This window comes from Vicinamibacterales bacterium (genome assembly GCA_035699745.1).
GTDB lineage: Bacteria > Acidobacteriota > Vicinamibacteria > Vicinamibacterales > 2-12-FULL-66-21 > JAICSD01.
Map to the genome: position 1 here is coordinate 1 of DASSPH010000077.1, position 21052 is coordinate 21052.

11 protein-coding genes are annotated in these 21052 nt (G+C 70.2%); 2 read left to right on the forward strand and 9 right to left on the reverse strand.

Features of this window, described 5'->3' with window-relative positions:
* Together VFK57_18925 and VFK57_18930 are read left to right on the forward strand one after the other, a co-directional pair.
* A partial coding sequence (locus VFK57_18925; GenBank protein ID HET7697794.1) for a hypothetical protein occupies positions 1-221 on the forward strand: 221 nt, incomplete at its 5' end.
* Between the two features lie 52 nt (positions 222-273).
* Positions 274-789, forward strand: a complete 516-nt coding sequence (locus VFK57_18930; protein ID HET7697795.1) for a hypothetical protein — start codon at positions 274-276, stop codon at positions 787-789.
* Positions 790-1595: 806 nt separating this feature from the next.
* Here VFK57_18930 and VFK57_18935 read toward each other — a convergent pair.
* The 9 genes from VFK57_18935 to VFK57_18975 all read right to left on the reverse strand — a co-directional run bounded on the left by VFK57_18935 (position 1596) and on the right by VFK57_18975 (position 21049).
* On the reverse strand, positions 1596-2318 hold the full coding sequence (locus VFK57_18935) for a DUF5995 family protein (GenBank protein ID HET7697796.1): 723 nt from the start codon (positions 2316-2318) through the stop codon (positions 1596-1598).
* Positions 2319-2320: 2 nt separating this feature from the next.
* Positions 2321-4735: a hypothetical protein gene (locus tag VFK57_18940; protein ID HET7697797.1), complete on the reverse strand. Its 2415-nt coding sequence runs from the start codon at positions 4733-4735 to the stop codon at positions 2321-2323.
* 33 nt (positions 4736-4768) lie between these two features.
* Positions 4769-6529, reverse strand: a complete 1761-nt coding sequence (locus VFK57_18945; GenBank protein ID HET7697798.1) for a hypothetical protein — start codon at positions 6527-6529, stop codon at positions 4769-4771.
* A 2-nt stretch (positions 6530-6531) separates the two neighbouring features.
* Positions 6532-11187: a hypothetical protein gene (locus tag VFK57_18950; GenBank protein HET7697799.1), complete on the reverse strand. Its 4656-nt coding sequence runs from the start codon at positions 11185-11187 to the stop codon at positions 6532-6534.
* Entirely contained in the window at positions 11187-14507 is a 3321-nt protein-coding gene (locus tag VFK57_18955) for a hypothetical protein (protein ID HET7697800.1), read from the reverse strand. Before VFK57_18955 ends, VFK57_18950 begins: the two co-directional genes overlap by 1 nt.
* Positions 14507-17743 (reverse strand): DUF6603 domain-containing protein, encoded by a 3237-nt coding sequence (locus VFK57_18960; GenBank protein ID HET7697801.1) that lies wholly within the window; start codon positions 17741-17743, stop codon positions 14507-14509. Before VFK57_18960 ends, VFK57_18955 begins: the two co-directional genes overlap by 1 nt.
* 11 nt (positions 17744-17754) lie before the next feature.
* On the reverse strand, positions 17755-18582 hold the full coding sequence (locus VFK57_18965) for a hypothetical protein (protein ID HET7697802.1): 828 nt from the start codon (positions 18580-18582) through the stop codon (positions 17755-17757).
* 12 nt (positions 18583-18594) lie between these two features.
* Positions 18595-19365, reverse strand: a complete 771-nt coding sequence (locus VFK57_18970) for an alpha/beta hydrolase fold domain-containing protein (protein ID HET7697803.1) — start codon at positions 19363-19365, stop codon at positions 18595-18597.
* A gap of 112 nt (positions 19366-19477) precedes the next feature.
* Entirely contained in the window at positions 19478-21049 is a 1572-nt protein-coding gene (locus VFK57_18975; protein HET7697804.1) for a radical SAM protein, read from the reverse strand.
* Positions 21050-21052 lie beyond the last annotated feature (3 nt).

Sequence of the window (21052 nt, forward strand, 5' to 3'; positions counted from 1 at the left end):
GCCGCGCCGGCGATCTACGCGGCCGTGAGGGCATCCATGCGGTGGGCGTGCTTCACGCCGGCGTGGGCCGAGCAGGAGCCTCGAGCGAGACCGTTGATTCGACGCTTCAGAATGCTGCTGCTGCTTTGGACGGCCCTTGCCGTTCCTGCCGTCGTCGCGATAGTTCGCGGCGTCGGTTGATCGATCGGGCGATCTTCCTCTCCTGCCGATTGGAGAAGTGAGCGGAGCGGATTCTGCGCGTCACTGGCGGCGCACGCTGGTCTTACCCAGGATATGGAAGCCAAATCCAGCTCGATGGAGCGACGACGACCCGTCCGCCTCTGGCGGCTGGTATTTGCCGCGAACGTCGTGTCGATCATGACCGCCACCGCGCAGCAGCTCACGCTCGATTCCGTGGCGTTGAAGCTCGGCGCGCCCGACGCCGCGGCCGTGCAACAGTTGCGCAACAAGTACAACGTGCAGCGTATCGACGGCGGATGGTCGATTCAGCCCATCGAGCACGGTCCCACCAAGCCAGGGATCGGCGTGCGCACCGTCGACGGTCGCATCCAGAGTGTGTCGTTCACCTGGGGACCGGGATTCACGCCCACCGCCGAAGAGATCGCCGATCAACTGGCGCAGGCATTGCCGTCCGGAGTGCGCTGTGAGGTGCGCAACGTGAGCCGCGGTCAGGAAGGCGGTACGGTGCGGACGCTCGAATGGTTGTGCGGCACCTATAAGGTCAGATTCCAGAGCGGCGTGTGGCCACAAGGTGGCAACTCGGTGACAATCAGCGTGGAAAAAAACTGAGAGACGGATGCGAGGCGGATGCGCCGCTTGCTCGCGCAGGGCCGGGGTCGTTCCGATCGTCCAGAAGCCCACGCAGCGTCCGCGACGCCTGCTGCGGCCACTCTTTCGGCCGGCTTTCAACGGCAGGCAGTTCGTGGGCGCTCATTGTCGTGATGCGAATGACCGTGACCTCGGCTCGAGGTCGCGGTCGTTCGCGGAGAGCACGAAGAACGAGTTGGAACATCACCCCATTCGAACGGGCGGCGTTGAAACGGGCGGCACCCCTCGGGACCGCTCCTTGGTGCCACCCGCGTACCCGCGCGGCCTGAAATCTTCGAGAAACGACGGATCCGCTCGGAAGTCGACGCCGCCTACATCAAGCGTAGGCTGTCACGCCGGAGGTCGCGAGTTCGAGCAAATCTAGTCGACAGCGAGAGACCACAAGATGATGTGGTTTCTCGTTCCGTCGGAGCACGTCAGAAGCTGTCTGTATCCGGCGTCGTCGCTGCAGGCCCCCGCGTCGACCGTAACGACGGACGCGAAGTGAGCGAATCCGAGATGATCGATCCGCATCACCGGCAAACTGGACGTGAGGACGGTACTCGAATCCGCGACAGTTCAAGGTAACGATCGCTCGCCTGAGCCATTCGGCGTCATTTCGACGTGCGTCGGCGTACCCAGCTGCGCCGACGCGATCGCCGCGCGCCGGCGGTCGCGAGGGGAGATTCCCGTGGTGATGCGCCCGTTGTCGAACTCAGACCCACGGCACGGCGCGGCGCCTCGCAGACTCGTGCTGCGCGTCTGCCGGAGCCACTCCGCCCGGGCTGCTACCTAATCCGATCGAGCCTCACCAACAACCCGCGGCCCGACATCCCGACCAGGCTGTCGAGCCGCTCGAAAAACCGATCGCGCAGGAACGGCAGGGGACCCAGTCCCGTCAGGACCTGCGCATTCGTCCACGCCGTGGACCGGGCCGCGCGCACGTTCCACATCGCCACCGCGTCGTCCAGCGGTCCACCCAGCCGATCGAGGACGCCGAGCGGACCGACGGCGAACTCGACCTTGACCTTCGCTTCGACGTCCGCCAGCAGATCGTTCACGCTCGTGAAGTCGTGTTCGCGGATCCGATCGGTCAGCGGGGTGCCGCCCATCGCGGCGAACGAACGGACGATGCCGTCGGGGAGGTCGCGGTTGATGTGGGCGTTCATGCCGGCCAGCGCGAACTGAATGCGGGCGATCCCCTCCGAGTGCCGTGCGCGCAGCAGCGGACGCCAGGCCGACGGCGCCGCCTCCGCACCGGCGAGGCCGGACACGAGCGCCTCGAAATAGAGATTGGCGAACGTGACGTCGAGGGTGGCGATGAATGCAGGGTCCGCGAAGCCGGTGCCGCCGAGTGCGCCGTCGACTTCCTCCGTCACGCGCAGGTACAGACGGTTGAACCACTTCACGCCGTCGGTATCGGGCAGTTCGCGGTCGATCGCCTTCATGACGGCGATCGCGTCCTCGACGGACTCGACAGGGGCGCGGTCGAGAATGTCCTCGAGCGCCATGGCTACGTCTGGTTGAACGGACTCGCCATCATCGTCGCCACCTCGTCCTCCACGATTGCAGGAATGCCGGCCTCGATCGACGCCGTGCTGCGCGCCGTCATCAGCCGATCGTCGTCGTTCACGTGCGACAGCCCGAGCACGTGTCCGAGCTGGTGCGCCAGCGTCCACTCGCCGGCCAGTGACGCGCAGACGATGGCCCCGGGGCGGTCGGGCGGATGCACCGGGCATCCCGCCTGCGCCGGAACCAGCGTCCGCACGAAGTAAATCACGATGTCGTCGGGTTCGGCGTCGCCGCGCAGGTTGAACAGGTCCGTTTGCGCGTCGGTCGGAACCCCGGCGTCGATGGCGAGGGTCTGAAAGCGCGAGAAGTCGGGACTCTCCGCGGCCATCGTCTCGCGCGACATCTCGACCACGTCGATGTGGTGCAGCGCGAAGAGCGCCTTGGCGTTCACCAGCATCTGTTCGATGGTCGCGAGCGCGGGCTCTTCGAATACCTTGAGATGCAGGCGGATCGTACGGCTCGCGGTCATTACCCGCTGCAGTTCGGCGGACGTCAGCTCGACGCGCTCGAGCGGTCCGTCGAGGGTGGCCTGGTAGCGCAGGTTCCAGTACAGTTCCGAAGACTCCGCGACGCCGGCGAGTGCGACCTTGGCGCCTTTGAAGGCCGGGTCCCCAGCGGCGGTGAGGCCCAGGACGTAGGCAGATCCATGGTGATACACCGGCTGCCAGACGCCGGAGGCGATGTTGGCGATCTGGGCCAGATAGACGAGCTGCTCGTTCTTGCCGAATGCGACCTTGACCGTCTGGTTCCGCGGCACCATCGGGTTGCCCACCGTCTGATAGGGCTTTCCGGTGCCCGTGAAGCGCGCGTCCGCGTCGGGCGCGAAGCCCTTCAAGGTGGCGCTGTTTGGCGTCGGGTCAAAGACGCTTCCCCACCGCCAGTGCGTGTGCAGGCAGTCGTGCTCGCAGAACGGGGCCATCCTGATCTTGTCGAGCGTGTCGCGGGCGGCTTGCCAGCTCTGGTCTGCCGGCGGCGTCGCCATCCTCGGATCCGCCAGGACGACATGCGCCTTCATGCCCGGGGCGATGTGCACATTGTCGAACGTGCCCTGGCCGGGGAGCTTGCGCACGGTCACCGGCTTGCGGGGCAGGAAGTTCGCGGTCTTGATCGCCGTGGTATGCACCGCGTTCGCAAACCCGTTGATCATCACTCCCTGCAGGCTCGGACGCGCCAACAGGACGTCGATCACCTTGCTCGCCGCGGCGATTGCTTTCGGGAGCGCCGGGTTGTTCAGCCAGGTGGACGCGGCCTTGTAGAACTTCGAGTAGTCGAGATGCCGCACCGCGGACGCCACGATCCGCTCCGCGGTCTGACCGGGATCGACGACGGTCGTGAACGTGTTGCGCGGGACCTCTCCCTTCTGGCCGCCGCTGTAATCGATCGGCAGGTAATAGTCGAACACCAGGTCCCAGTAGGGGGCGGGCAGCAGATTGTTGGCATCCACGCCGCGGAGCACGTTGGGCTCGGTCATCAACAGCGCCTTGATTGGCGGATCCATGTCCGGATGATTCATGATGCGCGGCGCGCCGCCGGGATTTCTCCAGGTGCCGTGATAGCCGGATCGGTCCGGACGCGTCACCGTGATCGTCGCGTCGACGCCGAGGCCTTTGCCGGCGATGCGCTTGTTGCTCATGATCATGAAGTGCGGATAGAAGCGTCCCATGCCGATGATGCCGAACGGCTCGAAGTCCGCCTTTTCGCGCATGCAGACGAGACTCAGCACGACGCAGACGAAGTGGCGATCGGCGACCGGGGCGTCGTCGCGCGTCGAGCCGATCGGCAGTTCGGTGGACTCGGCGCCTGGCGCCGGCATGAACGTGGCACTGTTGTAGATCGCCGCCGGGACCGTTCCCGGCGCCTGCCCCTGCTGCCGCGTCGTGAGGTCGTAGGCGAAGACGCTCATGAAGCTCTGATCGAGCTCCGCCGGCAGCGGCCACCACGGATTGGCGCCGGAATTGACACCCGAGCCGATCGTGAATCCCCTGACGAAATATTTCTGCTTGAGCGGCAGTGCGAGCGCCGGGTCCCCCGGCAGATTGATCTGCAGCGGGCCCCAGTCGATGGCGCGCGCCACGCTCATCCAGCCCATATCCACGTCGTTGCCGTGCATCGCGGTCATCGTGCGCGACCAGACTTCCAGTTCGCTCACATGATTCATGTCCATCTGCTGCTGGATTTCGCGCACACCGGTGTAGTCCCACACCCACACCGGCTGCGTCACCGGCCCATTTGCCTGCGGCTGCGGCCGCGGCGAGAGCGCCGTCGGGCCAGGCTCGAATTCCTTCAGCGCCGTTGGCGCGTTCTGGCCCGCGATCTTGATCAGCGTGTCCTTGAGAATGTCGTCGAGGCTCGGCATCAGACGCTCCGGTTCATCGCTGCGTCCCCGGTCTCACGAGTTCGGGCGTGGCTTGCGGGCGCGTGCGCTGTCGAAGGCGAGACGACTCGCCCCTTCGCCGCGCCCGACGCCGACCCGACGCGTCGTCCAGCGTACATACGTGCCGTCGGCACGTCGTGTCATCGAACACTGCCGGCGGACCATGACTCCCTCGCGCGGCACTTCGGCGTCCTTGAGCGTCCTGATATCGGTACGGTTCAGGAGGCGGCCGAGCGGGTCGACGGCGGTGCCGTCCGGACGGGTCATCCGGCCCTGCACCAGATCGATGGATCGGTAGCCTGACGATCGCGGCAGCAACGGAATCCAGCGCGCCGGCACGCTCGACTGCAGCTCGTAATCGAGCTGCGCGCGTTCGACGGGCCCCGGACCGAGCGGCCCGCGTTCGTCGCGCTCGCGGGAGCGATCCCGACCGCCCCCCGACGGGCCTTGCACGACCCGCTCGACCGCCCACGCCATGTTCGCCATCTCGTCGCGCAGGAAGAGCACCTCTTCGATGGCCGGGCCGTCCTGGACGGCGACGGCGCCCGGCGGGATCAGCAATCCGTTCGCGCTCGCGCCCTTGTCGGCGATCGCGAACATGCGCCACTTGCCGTCGGGACTCGCCGCCGCGGTGGGCTTGACGAGGAAGTGTTCGCCGAAGGTGGTGGTATACAGAATCGATTCGATGGCGGTGAGCGACCCGAACGGCACGTCCACCGGCACGACCAGCCAGTCGTTGCCATAGGTGAGGGCGAATTCGGCGACGAGCAGCCGCGCCAGATCCCACGGCTCCGCCTCGATGACGCCGAGATTGACCTGCGCGTCTTCCATTTCCCACAACCGATCGGCGGGCATGCCGGCGTATCGCAGCGGGCTCGCCAGCAATGCGTGCACCCGTCGCGTCTCCGCCGGCACCGCCGCCCCGGCGGCGGGCAGATTGTCGGCGGCCGCCGCCGGATCGAAGGTGTACCAGTCGATGTCGCCGCCGTTGTGATCGGGCGCCGCGAGCGTGGTCGCGCCCGCGCCGATCCGGAACCGATACTCGAGCCGCTCGCCGATCCAGGCGTCGTCACCGCCGCTGGGCGGGGAGATCTCGGCGCGATACCACGCCAGCCAGTCCTCGAGCCGCGCGCGCAGCGCGGCGCCTTCGGCGGCGCTCCCGGGGACGAGCCAGAACGGCAGGCCGCCGCCGGCCGCTTCGAGGGCTTTCGCGGCCAGCTCGCCGTCCGCCATCGTCGCATCGCCGAGAAGACGGACGAGGCGGAGCCACTGTGAATCGAGTTCGGCGGCGGCGCCGCCGGGATGCGACAGGGGATTCAGATCCAGCGGGCAGCGCGCCGCCACCGCGGCGGCGTGCGCGCCGAGTCCCGCTTCGTCCAGCGCCGCGAGCAGTGCCGCGCCGGCCTCGGCCCGCGGCCGCAGCCCGGGCGATCGAACGGCCACGGGCTCGCGCTCGACCATCGGCTCCAGCAGCTCGTGCGATGCCGGATCGATCGGCTCTCGTTCCGCGTTCCCTTTCGGCGACCAGCGATCCACGGCCGTCGTCCGCGAGACGACGCGCACGGTGAGCGGCGTGCCGGCGTCCTCGCCCTGGAACTCGCCGAGCTGCCACTGGCGTCCGAGCAGCCACAGCGGATCGTGCACCCGCGCCTCGACGCCGGGACGCGGATCCCCGGCGGCGCCCTGCGGCTCGAGCCGCGTCCACGTCGGCGGTTTCGCCAGCGCGAACGCATCGATGGCCGCGAACTTGTCCTTGACGAGAAAATCGGACGGCATCGCTAGCCGTCCTCCTCGACGGCCAGGAACTTCATCGTGTCGTTGAGATCGAACTTGGTCGCGACCTGCAGCCAGTCGATCACCGGCTCCCCCTGCAGCGACCAGTCGCGGAAGTACAACGCCGGCAGCACGCGGCCGATGAACGGAATCTCCTGCAGGGTCAGCGTCCGCATGCGGGCGAGCGTGATCGCTTCGTCGAGCAGCGTGACCAGCCGATCGCCCGTCCATCGCGCGCCGTCGGCGCTGAGCGCGAGCAGCATCGCCTGCGGTGGACGCGCGCCGGGCGCATTGGCGTTGATCGCGATGCCGGTGGACGTCACGTCGTGAAACGTCGGCGCCGCGTCACGATCGCCGTCTTCCCAGCGCGGTAGCCGGCGCGGCACGACTTCGACCCAGTCGTCCAGAACGATCCCGGCGATGCCTCCGGCAAGTGAAGGCACCGGCTGACCCGCCTCCGCACCGGTCACTTCCGCCACCATGCTGGCAAGCGGGACCGTCGGCGGGGCGCCATCGAACGGAAGCGCCGCCCACGCGGGGTACGCGCCGGCGGGCGTCTGGATGACCCGGAGGCGCGGACGGCGGCCGCGTGCTTCGCGGACGAGCACGGTCTCGCCATATGCCGCGGCCGCGGCGCGCAGGGCGCCGGCGCGCGCGAGCCACGGGCGGATGTGCGCCCCCGCAGGCGGGTTCACACCGCCGGCGCCGACGGCGCCCGTCCACAGGTCCGCCTCACCGGCAGGCGGCGGCAGCAGTCGCGGTACGACGACGAAGCTGCTGCCGAACACCACGGCGAGTGCCTGCGAGGCGAGTTCGACGCGGCCCTGGTCGGCACCCGTCCCGCGTGCGCGCGCCAGCAGGCTCTCGGCCTCCGCGATCCGTTCGCCGGCGGCAGCGGCCAGCGCGTCGTGCGCCGCTGCGGTCTCGGCCGCCGACGCCGCCAGGGTCTTCTCGCCCGGTGCACGGCGGACGCCGTAGGGCGCCAGGAGGTCGAGCGTGCCGCCGCCGTCGATCGCGTTGGTCAGTCCCTCGATCGCCGCGGCGGCGCGCGCGATCAGCTCCTCGGTATCGGGTCTTCGTCCGATCGCGCCGTCCTCGACCGGCCGGCCGACGCTCGCGACGTCGAGCGGGTGCCCGGCGATCACCATCGCCCGCAGCAGGCCGGCGAGTTCCCAGACGGGCGCGAGCGTGCTGAATGTCTCCTCGCCATCCTCCACGATCGTTCGAAGCCGCGAGGCGAGCGTGCTCCGGGCAACGCTGTCGCCGTCGGCGTCGTACAACAGGTCGAGCGCGCAGAACCCCGCGGCGTCCAGCGTGACGCGGCCGTCGGCGGTGACGTCGATCGCCGTCGCGGCGCCGAACGCGCCCTGCGCCCAGCGTTCGAGCCGCGGCTCCGCCTGCGCCCGCGGCGCGTGGACGTTCCAGCCGGGCAGCGCCGGCGGAACCGGATCGGGAACGAGGATCGCCAGCCGGTGCTGGATCGGGACACCCGATCGGGGCGTGCGGATCACCTCCGGCTCCGGCGGCGTCGCTTCGCCCGCGCCCAGCACGTCGAGCGCCGCGGCGGCGCGCGCCGGATTTCCCGCCGCCAGCTGATACACCGATTCGGCGAGCAGCAGATCGGCGACGGCGTCGTGCGTTTCGTCGAGTTCGGCGATCGCCGCCAGGACCGCCTTGACTTCGTCGTCCGTGGCTCGCACCCAGGATCCGGCCGGAATGTAGGCCGCGTCCTCCGGACCGTCCTGCATCTTCTGCTTGACGTCCGCGACCGGCACGGTCATGAGCCGCAGGCCGTCGACCACGTCGGACGCGGCGAGACTTTCTTCGACGGCCTGACCTGGATCGGAGAGCTTTCCGCCGCGCAGGGGGGCCAGCGCGCGCAGCACGTAGATGAACCGATCCAGCTCGACGCCGTTGCCCGATCGCTCGTGCAGCCGGCGTTCGAGCCGATAGCCGAGCAGCGCGCCGAGCGGCTGCCCGCGCCGCATCCCGTCGAGGAGCGCGAGCGCATCGCGCACGCGCGCGCTCGACAGATCGATCTCGAGCGCCTCGCTGTTCGGGTCGCCGCGGCGATGGGTGAGACGGCCGCTGCGCAGGATCCCGGCGGCGACCGCGTGCGTGAGCCCCGGCGCATGGATGTAGCCGCCGTCGCTGCCGTCGTGCAGGACGGCTGTGCCGTCCACGGTTCCGGCCGCGGCCGGCGTGCGCAGCTCGATCCCCTCGAGCCAGCCGTAGGCCCCGATGAAGGCGCCGCTCGGAGCGCCGTCGCGCACATCGCTCAAGCGGCGCGCCGCCGTCGCCGTGATCCAGGCGTCGAGCCGGTGCGAACAGCAGTCGAGCGTTTCACAGAGAAGCAGCCGGCGCTCGTCCAGCGATTCGATCCGGGCGATGTCCTCGAGCGCGGTGCGCACCGCCGCCGACCAGTTCGCGCGCGCGAAGAATTCGCCGATGAGCTGCATGCCGTCCGCGCCGGTCAATCGCTCCACCCGCAGCTCCGGTCCGCCGATCTGCTGCGCCACCGTCGCGGGCGCGATCGCCGGAAACGGATGGCGGTCGGCGAGGATTCGCGTGTCCAGCCGGCCGGCGCGCGCCGCCACGTGTGCCGCCGCGTCGGCAACGAGCGTCTCGCGCGACGCCGCCAGGGCGCCGCCCGAGCGCTGCGCGACCACGGCGTCGAAGGCCCGCGTCGTCAGATCGCCGTCCACGCCGACGGTGTTCGACGCGATCGCTTCGCGCAGCACGCCATGCATCTGCAGCGTCGCGATCGAGGCCGACGTGTGCCGATCGACTTCGGCGGCATGCGCCAGCAGGACCTGCAGCACGCTTTCCGCCGGCACCGCCGGCGGCTCCGGCTGCAACAATCCGCGGACGAAGGCCGGGTCCGACTCGTGGACGAGCGGCAGCGCGAGCGATCGCGTCTTGGTGCCGAGCAGCTCGTGTTCGGTGATTGCGTCGGGAGACACGCCGGACAGGATCAGCACGGCGCTGGTGACCTGTTGTTGACTCTTGGTGTCGCCGAGATCCGGCAGCGTGAGCGCCATCGCCCCCTGCACGAACGGCTCCGGCGAAAGCGCCGTCCGCACGCGCAGTCCGCGCAGCACCGCATCGGTCCCGAGGATAGCGGGCAGCGCCGTGTCGAGCGGCTCCGTCATCACGCTGCGCACGTTCGCGAGCGCCGTGTTCCACATCCACCGCACCTGCTGATCGATGAACGGGACGAGGCGGTTCTCGACGAATCCGCCGCGGAGCGGCCGCCACGACGCGTCCGTCGCCACGATTGGGAGCAGGCCGTAGGGCTGCCGGCCGAGGCGGAGCACGGGCAGGGGCCCGCGTCCGCGGACGTAGTCCACCCAGTGCCGGCGCACCGCGTCGAGCGACGGACTGTCGAGCCGCTGGTCGCCGTTCGCGCGCCCTGCCGGCGTGATGTGCTCGATCGCGTCGCCCCAGGTCGTGGTCCACAAGGCGGTGTTGAACGCGGCGGCGCGCGCCTGCTGGCGATCGGCGGCGCCCGGCAGCGCGCCGAGCACCGACAGTCCGAGCCCGAACGCCCGGGCGGTCACGGCCGCGTTCGCGCCCGCATCGAGGGCGACCGGCGGCGAGATCGCCGGCGGCCCCGGCGGTGTGCGGAGGCTCCACTCGGTCCGCACCGCGTCGGTGTTGTTGGTCGGCGTGCCCTGGGCGAGGAACTCGGCGCCATCGGTGAAGCGATGCGAGCGAATGAGCCGCTCCAGTCGCGCGGCACTGGCCGTCCGGTCCACCGCGGCGCGCACACCGTAGACCAGCAGGCGCCGCACCGGCTGCCCGGGACGCGCGAGCGGCACCGTGAGCGCCATGCCGACGTCGACGGCGGTGTCGTAGTCGATCATCCACCGCAGCGACTCGTCGATCGGCGGCAGGTCGCGGCCGGCCAGCTCGAGCCGCGTGAACTCGTCGCGGTCCGCGAGGCCGACCGGCAGTTCGTCGGGAATGGCGTTGCCACTGTGCGTGACCGGCGCCGCGCCGTCCTGCTCGACGCGAACGAAGAACCGATCGGGCAGCGTGCGCGCGACCGCCGGACGGCTGCGCCGCGCCGCCGTCGCGGGGAAATTCGGTACGGCGGACGGGGCGGAGGCGAGATTCGTGGGACGCAGCGCTTCGGCCACCCACGCCGCGCGGCGGCCGGTTGCCGCGACCAGTCCCGGCCACGGCGTTGCCGTGTCGCCGCTCGCCCAGACCGTCGTCCAGTAGGCGATGCCGGCGCTGCGTTCCGCCTCGCTGATCCCTTCGTCCAGCGTCTCGACGTGCAGCGCGTCGTGAAAGATTCGCACGCGGAGCGCCGCGCCAGCGGCGGTCGACCGCACCTCGACGCGGACAGGCAGCAGAACGAGCGGCACGTCCGCTTCGAGATCGAGGACGCGGCCGAGGCGCCCATCGAGGTCGCGGCGTACCCGATCGTGCAATCCGCCGAGCGCCCGCGCCAGCGCCGCGCGTTCATCGGCCATCTGACCGATCCGCGCTGCCGCGGCGTCGACGGCCTCGCGATCCGCCTCAGCCTGCAGGCGCGCGAGCCGCGCCCGCTCCGCCGCGACCGCCGTGCTCCGATCGACAAGCTGCCGCCGGAGCCGTTCCGCTTCCGCCGTCGCTTCCGCCAGCGTCCGGCGGATCTCCTCGAAGTCAGCCATCACGGCACCGTCCGATCGACCATCGTCGTCGCGAGGAACGCGGCGCGGGCCGGCAACTGGAACAACAGGTACGCGACCGACGCGCTGGACGCGCCCCACTGCGATTGATCGAAGGCGATCGCCGTGTTCCTCGTGGCGTCGAGGAACTGGCCGGGGCGCTGCACGCCGAAGTCAGCCCAGATCAAACTGTCGCGGGTGGGATTCGGATCGTCGCGGCTCGGATCGAGCCCGAACCGCGGCTCGGTCGGGTTCTCCGACAACGTGAACCACCACGTGTCGTCGATCTGCGCCCGCGTCATGGCGAACCCGACGAGCAGGACGTTGGGCGGCAGGTGGACATGGAAGAGCGTGCGGACCGGGGATCCTGCCGCGAAATACGGGACGCCCTGCGCGTCGAGGCCCAGTGCCGGCACGGCGTGCGCCACGACGCCGGGATAGCGTCGCACGAGATCGCCGCGGACCAGGAACACGATCTGCCCGTCGCCGAGGGTGATGTGCGAGCCGAGCCCGCCGGTGCGCCACGGCGCCTCGTGCAGATCGCTCACCAGTTCCGGCGTCCCGGTCCAGAAGGAGGAGAAGTAGGTGCCGCGTTGATCGGTCGGGAACTCGCGCCAGAGCAGTTCCCGCGCCATTTCGTGATTGAGACCGATCAGGTAGGCCTCGACGAATCGATTGTTCGTCTGCAGCAGGGTCGCCATGTCGGGCCGCACGATCAGGCCGAGTCCGGGGACCATCCATTCCGGGTCGTACCGGTGCAGCGGCTCGTACATCGCGTCGCGAAAGCGCGGATGCGCCATCACCGGCTCGATGCGGCCGTCGTCGAACCAGTCGGTCCGCAGCCACCCCGGCATTCGTCCCGTTCCGCCGAGCAGCCGGCCGCGGATGCGCGCCGGCACGGTCATCGCCGGATCGAGCTTGGCCGTGAGGCCGAGCGTCGGCGCGTGAATGCGATCGCGCGCCGGATCGGCGAAGGCGTCGGCGCCGACGACCTTTCCGCCGATCGATTCCAGCGCTCCCATCACGACCCGGCTGTGGAGCTGCAGCGTCGGCGCGATCACCTCGCGCAGCCGCGCCGCGCCGTAGTTGAAGTCGTCGAACGGAATCGCGACGCCGTGCTGGCGCGCGAGCGCAATCGCCTGTTCGCCCAGGGCCAGCAGATCTTCGCCGGCCACCAGCACGCGTCTGGCCTCGTCGTCGGTCCGTCCGACCGGCGTCAGGCGGAGCCGCCTGGCGTCCGCGCGCAGAACCGGCAGTTCGCGGGCGCCTGCGGCGCGCGCCGTTTCGACGAGCACCTGCAGCAGCGGGAGGTGCGCGGCGCCGGTCAGCGCCGCCTGTGGATCGGTGCGCATCTCGCGCTCGCTCGGCAACGTGCCGACCACCCGATCCGCCAGCGAGGCGACCAGCGCGGATCCGAGATCCAACCGGCCCTCGACCTCGACGCGCGACAACGCTGCCGGTGTGAGGTGATCGGGACCGGACTGCTTCGCGAGCGCGTCACGCCACTGCGCCACGATGGTGTCGCGGTCCGATCCCGGCACGAGCGTCTGCGCGAGACCATCGGTAATCGAGCCGGCGGCGGCGCTGCTCAATCCGTGGATGCCGTCGGGCGCGCGATAAGTGAGCACCCAGCTCTTGGTGAAGCGATCGCCGAGTACCGTGAGGGGATCCACGTTGCGCGCGTGCGCGCCGGCGCGAACCGCCGCGCTCACGATCGGCCCCCGGACCCGCGTGAGCCGCCGGAACGCGCCGGTCGTGACCGACAGCGGCAGGCTCGATCGCTCCACCGAGGCCCAGACGCTGCGCGCCGCCGTGTCGATCACTTTCGCGTGGACCCGGCCGGTCACCGACACCAGCGCGGCATCGGTGAAGCGCTTCAGATGGCGGCGGTGCAGCGACGCGTTCACGTACCGCGCCAGCTGCGCGAGCCGCAGCGCGCGGTTCGTCGCCTCGAGGCCGGGGAGCTGATTCCATGCGCCGAGCATCAGAGCTTCCTGCTCCTGCTGCACGACCCGCGTGCCGAGGCCGGCGACGATGCGATCGCGTGGATCGAGATTCAACTGACGGAGCCAGGGCGGCTGCGCCGACAGCTCCGGCTCCTGCATTGCGATCCGCGGCTGACGCGCATGCGTGCCGCCGTACAACGGCGGCCCGACCTCCGGAGGACCCGGTGCCGGGGCGTGGGCGTGCTCGTCGGGGCGGTTGATCTGTTCCGCCAGCGCCTCCGTGACATCGTCGTCCCAGTGTTGTTCCGCTTCCGTGGGCCACGACTCCGGCGGGCCGTTGTCGGGCGGCTGCGGCGACACCACCGGTCCGGTGACGACCATTTCCGCGCCGGGATCGCCGTCATCGAGCGCCAGGCCGCGCCAGGCGTGCGTCGTGTCGACGCGGCGGCGGCCGACGCCGGGAGGCGCGACGGCCGGCCGGAGCTTGCGTGCCAGACTCTCGAAATTGCCTTCTTCGCCGGTGCCGAAGCTCCACGAGTAGTAGACCGGCAGCGCAATCATGTCGAACGGATCGCCGCCCGAGAAGTCGGTGTGCGTTCCCCACGCGGGCGCCAGCGTCGTTCCCGGTCTGATCCCGAGGCCGGCCTGCGCGCCCGCCAGGAATGTCGGCACCACGCAGGCGACGTACGACGTGTGGGGCGCGAGGCGCCGCGGACAGACCAGGCGGCTGAGATTCTGCGGTGCGTTGTTGTCGCCGAGCCGCTGCTCGAGCGTGGGGGACGCCTCTGCCGTGGCGCCCTTGGCGCCGATGACCTGGGCGTGCGCCCACGCCCACGCATCCCCGAGCGGCTGGAGTTGATCGCGCCGGATCCGGGCATGCCGCACCGCGCCGCGACGCTCGCCCCAGTCGAGATGGCGGCGTTCGGCGACGATCAGCGTGATCCACGGAACCAGCCGTCCCTGCGCGTCCGGCCCGGCAGGCGTGAACAGCCAGGGCAGGTCGGGGCGATCGAATTCGACGTGCACGAGATCGTCGATCTCGGCGTTGGCCGTGTCCGCTTTCGGCAGCGTGCGAATGACCTGGCGCGGATCGATTTCGCTGACGTCGGCCGGTCCGTAGACGCGCACGCTCATCTCCGCGTCCAGGGGGCCGCGATCGTCGACGACCGGCACGCGCATCGCGATGGAGGCGCGGACCGGCAGCGTCCACGCGAAGGGCGCGTTCAGCGCCGCGGCGATGCCGGTGCGCGCGTACGGCAGGAACACGTAGCGCTTGAGAATCACCTCCTCGGGAGGGACCGCGGCGTGGATCGCGTCGAGCACGTCCCGCTGCCTGAAGACCGTGTCGCCGGCGAGCGATCGCAGTGTGTCTGCCATCAGGCCACTCCCAGCCGTGCAAGCTGCACGTCGCCGGCCAGCGGACGTTCGGCGGCATGCGTGTAGGTGGAGACGAGGGCGTCGACGGCGGTGACGGTGACCTTCGAAAGGACGCGCACCTCACCGGGATCCGCCAGGGCGATCGGATCCGGGTCGGCGGCATACCGCCGACGCGATCGCAGCTCCGTGCGTCCGGCCGCGCCGGCGGCGAGCACGGCGACGACGCTGCTCGCCATCAGCGTGTCTTCCGCCGGCTGGCTGCGCGGACCCGCGCCTCCCTCCAGATCGCAGACGAACGTCTCGTACCGCAGGTTGGCTTGACGCGACGCGGCGAATGGGGCCGTCTCTCCCGCGGACCGGATGCGCGCGCCCGCGGGCAGGGGCTCGAACGACGGGCGCGACAGCTTCTGGTCGTCGGTGAGATCCAGGTAGTTGCCGGCGGAGAACAGATCGGTGACTTCGCTCAACGCACCTGCCGGCACGCCGTTGACGAGCGGGACGCCGAAGTGGACCCGGCGCAGGCCCTCGGGCACCGGGTTCGCGCCGACGCGGGCGATCACCGTCTCGAGCGGAATCGCATGCTGCCGGACGTCGAACACGCCCAATGGGTGCACCGTGACGCCGATGTCGTCCGGCGCCTGCGCATGCACACGGACGACGCGATCGGCGTCTGATGGCACCAGCGCCTGCCACGCACCGGGGTTGTGGTGCAGCGCCGCGTAGACGAGCTGCCGTGGATCGGCGGGGGCCGGCGGAGGATTCTCCGCATCGCCCCACGTGAACGGCCCGACGTCGATCGAGACCGTGACGATGAAGATCTCGACCTCCGCGCTGCCGTGCGCGCGCCACGGCGCCGGGCCGGAGAGGTGCAGCTGCAAATGGACGCCGACCAGCGTCTCGCCGAGGGCCCGCACCGTCAGCCCCACCCCCGCTTCGATCACGAACATGAACTGCGGTGCGAACACGACCAGTGCGTCGAACAGGAAGTAGCCGCTGATGTCGGCGACCCCGAGGTCGGCGGACATCTCCACTCGCGCGCCGAGCTGCACGCTGTTCGACGTGACCGCGAAGTAGCATTCCGCCCGCAGCGCGAGGATCGCCGGCGGCGACAGATTCATCCCGAGCCGCTGCATCCCGGCAAGTTCGCGCGGCGGATCGTAGCGGGGGTGGAAGCCGCCGGCGGAAATCGCGATCTCCGGACTGCCCCCCCACCGCAGCAGGAAGCCGATGTCGCCGCCGACCGTGAACGTCGCGATGCGCGACCCGTTCAGCGACGCGAGAATCACCAGGTGATCCGGTGTGATCTCGCCGTAGATCGTGGCGCGCAGGTCCACGATGGGCAGCTGAGGCGCCGGCAGCGCAATGCGCACGCGCCCGATGATCACGATGCGCGGATCGGGCAGCGAGAGAATGATGCCGAGCTGAGCGGTCAGGAAGCTGACCGGACGCCCCCAGCCGATCTCGATCATCGGACCGATGACGATGGCGCCGCGCTCGACCGGAAAGACCTGCTCGAGCGTGGACAGGATCGTCGGTGCGGCCGCGACCGGATCCTCGGGGAACATGAGGTGATCGAGCGCGCCGGTGGGAAGCCTCGCCCGGAGCGCATCGGTATCGAGGCGATGCTCGATCCCGACGATGCCGCCGACGGCGTTCAGCGTGAAGCCGAACGTGAGATCGATCGGCGGCAGGAACGCGATCGACATGACGACGACGAGCGCGAAGCTGGGGTCGAGCGTCAGCAGGCCGACCGCCTTGACCTCCACCGGCCCGAGGCGCAGCTGCAGGGCGCCGCCATAGCCGCCCGGGCGGATGCCGAGGAAGCCGCCGCCGCGCACCAGGCCGGTGTCGAGCACCACGCCGATGCCGGTCGGCGGCTTCAGCGAGACGGAGAGCGGATTGCTGCCCGCGAGGGCTCGCGCCGGGTCGACGTGCACGTGCAGGCCGGCGCCGTCCACCGTCGCGGTGATCACGCCGCCGAGGTCGCAGGTCACCGCGGCGCCGACGTCGAACGTGCCGGCGAGACCCTGCGGCAGTTCGAGCGTGATCTCACGGACGTCGAACGGCCCCGCTTTCGGCCGCGCCGGCAGCGTCACCCGCGCGCCGGAGCCGCCGCCGATCGTCAGGCCGCGCGCCGTGTCGACGCCGAACGCGACGTCCGCGTGCACCGATCCCCGATCGTTTCCCAGCAGCGTGTTGAGCGGCGGGCCGCCCAGCCCCACTTCGATGCCGGTCATCGCCAGTGCCACCGAGAGCGGCGGCGCACTGCCGTCGAGCCGCAGCTGCGCGCGCAGATCGGCGCGATCGAACGCCAGCTTGAGCGGTGAGGGGATCAGCACGCGTCCGGCGGCGCCCAGCGAGTACGACAGGACCGGACCCTGCAGCGTCAGTCCCGGCACGGACGGCAGGCCGAGCTGCTTGATCAGTCCCGAGGGGAGCACCGCGGCCCAGTTGATCTTGGCGTCGAGCAACTGCGTCAGCGACAGGCCGCCGACCGCGATCGTCGCGTCGGCGATCGCCTTCAGCGCCAGCCCGAGATGGATCGCGGCGCCGGTGAAATCCTTCATCGCCAGGCGCGAGGGCACGAGGTCGAGGGCCGCGCGCGCCGCCGCCAGCAGCGCCGCGACGGTCCCGCCGGCGTCGGGAAACGCCGGCACGCCGACGGCGGCCGCGAAACTCGGGACGGTGAGCAGTACCGCCGCGCGGAGTTCGTTGAGCCGCGCCAGCGCGTACTCGATGGCGCCGGCGAGCAGCTCATTGGGCAGGTCCGGATCGGGAATGTGCGCCGCCAGCGCCGCGGCCGCGCTCTGCACGCTGATGTCGACATCGACGGCGAGCCCCTGCACCGACGCGGCGATCTCCGGCGGCAGCGGCGTGGCCAGGCCGCGGAACGCCAGCCGGCGCACGCCGGCGTCGGCATCGTCGAGGAGCGCGTCGACGATGTCGTCGGCGTCGGGTCCGGCGCGGGTGGCGCCCACCGCCGCGGCGGCGCGGACGTTCGGATCGGGATGCGCCGCCGCCTTGCCGATCGCGGTGACCGCCTGGCTCGCCAGCGCGGCGTCCTGCGCCAGAATCGCCACGAGCGACGCGGCGCGCGCCGCGACCGACACGTCGGCCTCTTCGACCATCGCCTCGAGCACGTCCCAGCCGTCGCCGCCGACTTCCGCCGCGGCGGCGCGGTAATCGGGTTCTTCGCTGTCGAGCAGTTCCAGCACGCGGGCGCGAGTGACGGCCATGGCGGTCCCGGTCAGATGTCGAACGCGCCCGGCGGCCGCAGGGATTCATCGATCGGCGCGAACTCGCGTCGCAGGATCTTGTCCATCGTGAGCGACACGAGGCGCGTCCGTTCCGCCTGCGACATGGCGATGGGTTGCGCCAGCGTCCCGCGGGTCTCTCCCCACTTCTCCCACATGCCGCCGGTCTCGGTGATCCAGGCCCAGCGGTCGGCGAAGACGGCGATGTCCCCGGTCTTGCTGAAGAACCTGAAATCCCGATGGTACGGATGGATGCTGTTGGTGAAGGCGCTCATCGACCGCATCGGGCCGAGGAGCCCGGCTTCGCTGGTTCGCCCGAGGGCATCGTAATACGGCTGGATGATCGTGAACTGCTCGATCTCGAGCAGCATTTTGTTGCCCTTGGCGATCCGCGTGGGATCGTTCGACAGGATGTGACTCCAGGCGGCGTGATAGCTGTGGCGCGCCCGCTGCACGTTGTCGTGGGCCGCCGCGAGCGTCAAGGCGTTGGCCTCGTCGTCGAGGACCGCCTCGTGCTGCCAGGCGAGGTCTTCGAAGATCTCGCGGCCGATCTTCACCATCGTCTGCGAGAAGATCGTCTCTCCCGCGGTCACGAAGACGCGCAGGCCGCCGACCACGGCGCCGCCCGCCATCCGGCCGAGCCCCGCCCAGAGGAACCGGTCGGGTTTCGCCAGATAGGTGTCGCGATAGTAGTCGTAGAGCTTCAGGATGCGCGGCTGGTTGTAGGCGAACCCGCGATGGTGATCCCAGTCGCTCGGGTTGTACTGCCCGAAGGCCTTGTTGTACGACTGCACGACGTAGTGCTGCTTGTCTCGCGCCATGGCAGCGGGCCGTCAGCGGGCGAGCGCGCGCGCGATGTCGGTCCGGGCGCGGCGCGCTTCGGGGATCGGAAACAGCGGGAACACGTGCATCATGTCGCGATACTCGTGCAGCGTCACTGGCGTGCCGACGGCCAGGGCCCGGTCACGCAGCCGGTGGGCGTCGGTGTTCAACATGTCCTTCGTCCCGGTGACGATGGTGATCGGGGCCAGATCCGCGAGCGACCCGAACAGCGGACTGACGCGGAAGTCGTTTCGATCCAGGTCGCCGGCATAGATCCGGGCCGCTTCGTCGAGACCCGGCGCCGCCAGGAACGCATCGCCGGCGGCGCGTTTCTGCACCTGCGGCGCGCTCACCGTCGCGTCGACCCACGGTGAGACGAGCACGAGCGCCCCCGGTTGCGGGACGCCCTCGTCGCGCGCCAGCTGCGCCATCGCCAGTGCGAGTCCGGCCCCCGCGGAATCGCCGATCACGGTCAGCGGACGAGGATCGGCGCGGAGTCTCCGGTACAACCGCAGCGCGCGAGGCACCGTCGTGCGCGCCGTTTCCGCGGGCGCGGGCCTGTACATCGGCACGATCACGATCTGCCGGCGCTTCCGAACGAGCCACGACACGAGCATCCAGTGGAGCAGGCTCATCCCGGCGACGTAGGCGCCGCCGTGGAAGTAGAGCACGCGGCCGTCCGCGTTCGCGCCGCGCGGCGCAATCGAGTACACCGGCCAGCCCTCGTGCGCCGTCCGGGCGACGGAGAAGCGGCGCGCGAACCAGGCCGGCGGCCTCGGCACCGCGCGCGAGCGACTCCGCACGAACCGGGAAAACGCCTGCCTCGAGGTGAACGTGGACTTCCATCGGCTCAGTCGTACGACTCGCGTCCATGCGCGTGCGCTCAGACTCAGGTCAGGCCGGCCTCTCCGGCTTCGTGCCTGGACCGTCGACCGCCCCCGCGAAATTGAATGCGCGATCGTCGACCACGCGACGAAGGCGGAGATAGTTCTTGTAGGCGGTCAGCCGCAGCCGCCCCTCGAGTCCGGGACGCCCGCTGACGGTGCGGGTGAACTCGCGCATCATCACGTCGCCTCCCGTCTCGGCGCCGGCGAGCCGGGCCAGCTGCTGCGACGGCGATCCCATCATGCCCGCCATGCCGAGCCGCTCGCGCATCGGGACGACCTCGAGCTGCATGAGATTGAACCAGGTCGCGCCCCAGTCGGTCAGGTCGTACGATTCAGGGCGGGCGACGACGAGTCCATGTTCGACCCAGCGGTCGGCGAGCCGCCGCCAGGGCGCCTGCGCGTCCATGATCACCCGCGGGACGGTGAGCCGCTGAATGCCCATCAGCACCGCGCGCCGGCGCGCCGTCGGCAGGTCGAGCGTCTGGCGGCATTGAAACGGGAAATAGCCGCGATCGATCAGCCGGAGATATTCGTGGAGATCCGGGACGTCGCGGTGCAGCGTGCCGTTGATGAAGCCGAACGCCGACGGACCGAAGGCGAGCGACGTCGCCTGCGCGTTGCCGCCGCCGCCGAACGTGCTCTGCATGAACCTGTTCGTATCGCTGCGCACGTAGGCTTCGGTGGCCACCGGCCGGAAGCCCATCTCCTTCATGAGCCGCTTGGCCGCGACCCGGAACGCGAGCCGGCGGTCGCTGTCGGCGGGATCGTCGATGTGCTGCGACAGCACGCCGTCGTACATCCGGCTGCCCGGCACCATCCAGTAGGTATAGATGTCGACGCTGCCGGTGCCCCACGCGGAGGTGCGCCGCACGTCGGCGGCGAAACTCTCCACCGTCTGTCCCGGCAGGCCAATCATGAGATCGACGTTGAACGGCACGTTCCGGCCGCGGAGGCGCTCGGCGAGCCGTTCGTACGATTCGATCGATTCGCCCCGCCCGATGCGTCGGCGCACGGCCGGGTCGAGCGTCTGCACGCCGAACGAGACGCGAGTGAAGCCGGCCTCCAGGCAGGCATCGAGCCGGTCGTCGAGCAGGTGCGACGACACCGATTCGAGCGTCACCTCGGCATCCCCGGCAATCGGAAACGCGGATCCGAGCGCGGCGAGAATGCGCTTGAGTTGCGACGGCGTCAGTTCGGTCGGCGTGCCGCCGCCGAAATAGATCGTCGTGAACGGCGGGCCGTCGTAGCGATGCCGCCGCGCCAGCATCGCAATGTGACGCAGCAGCGCCTGGACGAACTCCTCCCGCCGCGCCGGGCCGCGGTCCGACGCCGCCTTCGACTTGTAGAGAAAACAGAAGTGGCAGAAGAACGGACAGAAGGGGACGTGTACATAGATGAGGTTGCCCCCGTCGGGCAGATGGGAGGTCGCGTCACGCCACGCCGCGACCTTCGGATCGGCGCGCGGCGGCCAGGCGTCGGCGGGGACCGGACCCTTCTCCCGCATCAAGTGCGCGATGGGATAGTCGAAGACCTGGAACGGCAGGAGCGCCGGGTACGGCGGCTGCGGCGGCTGTGGCACGAT

Bases quoted from the DNA above. Each gene is read 5' to 3' on its own strand.
- VFK57_18935 (HET7697796.1), bottom strand. From the start codon at position 2,318: ATGGCGCTCGAGGACATTCTCGACCGCGCCCCTGTCGAGTCCGTCGAG.
- VFK57_18945 (HET7697798.1), bottom strand. From the start codon at position 6,529: ATGCCGTCCGATTTTCTCGTCAAGGACAAGTTCGCGGCCATCGATGCG.
- VFK57_18940 (HET7697797.1), bottom strand. From the start codon at position 4,735: ATGCCGAGCCTCGACGACATTCTCAAGGACACGCTGATCAAGATCGCG.
- VFK57_18930 (HET7697795.1), top strand. From the start codon at position 274: ATGGAAGCCAAATCCAGCTCGATGGAGCGACGACGACCCGTCCGCCTC.
- VFK57_18950 (HET7697799.1), bottom strand. From the start codon at position 11,187: ATGGCTGACTTCGAGGAGATCCGCCGGACGCTGGCGGAAGCGACGGCG.
- VFK57_18965 (HET7697802.1), bottom strand. From the start codon at position 18,582: ATGGCGCGAGACAAGCAGCACTACGTCGTGCAGTCGTACAACAAGGCC.
- VFK57_18960 (HET7697801.1), bottom strand. From the start codon at position 17,743: ATGGCCGTCACTCGCGCCCGCGTGCTGGAACTGCTCGACAGCGAAGAA.
- VFK57_18955 (HET7697800.1), bottom strand. From the start codon at position 14,507: ATGGCAGACACACTGCGATCGCTCGCCGGCGACACGGTCTTCAGGCAG.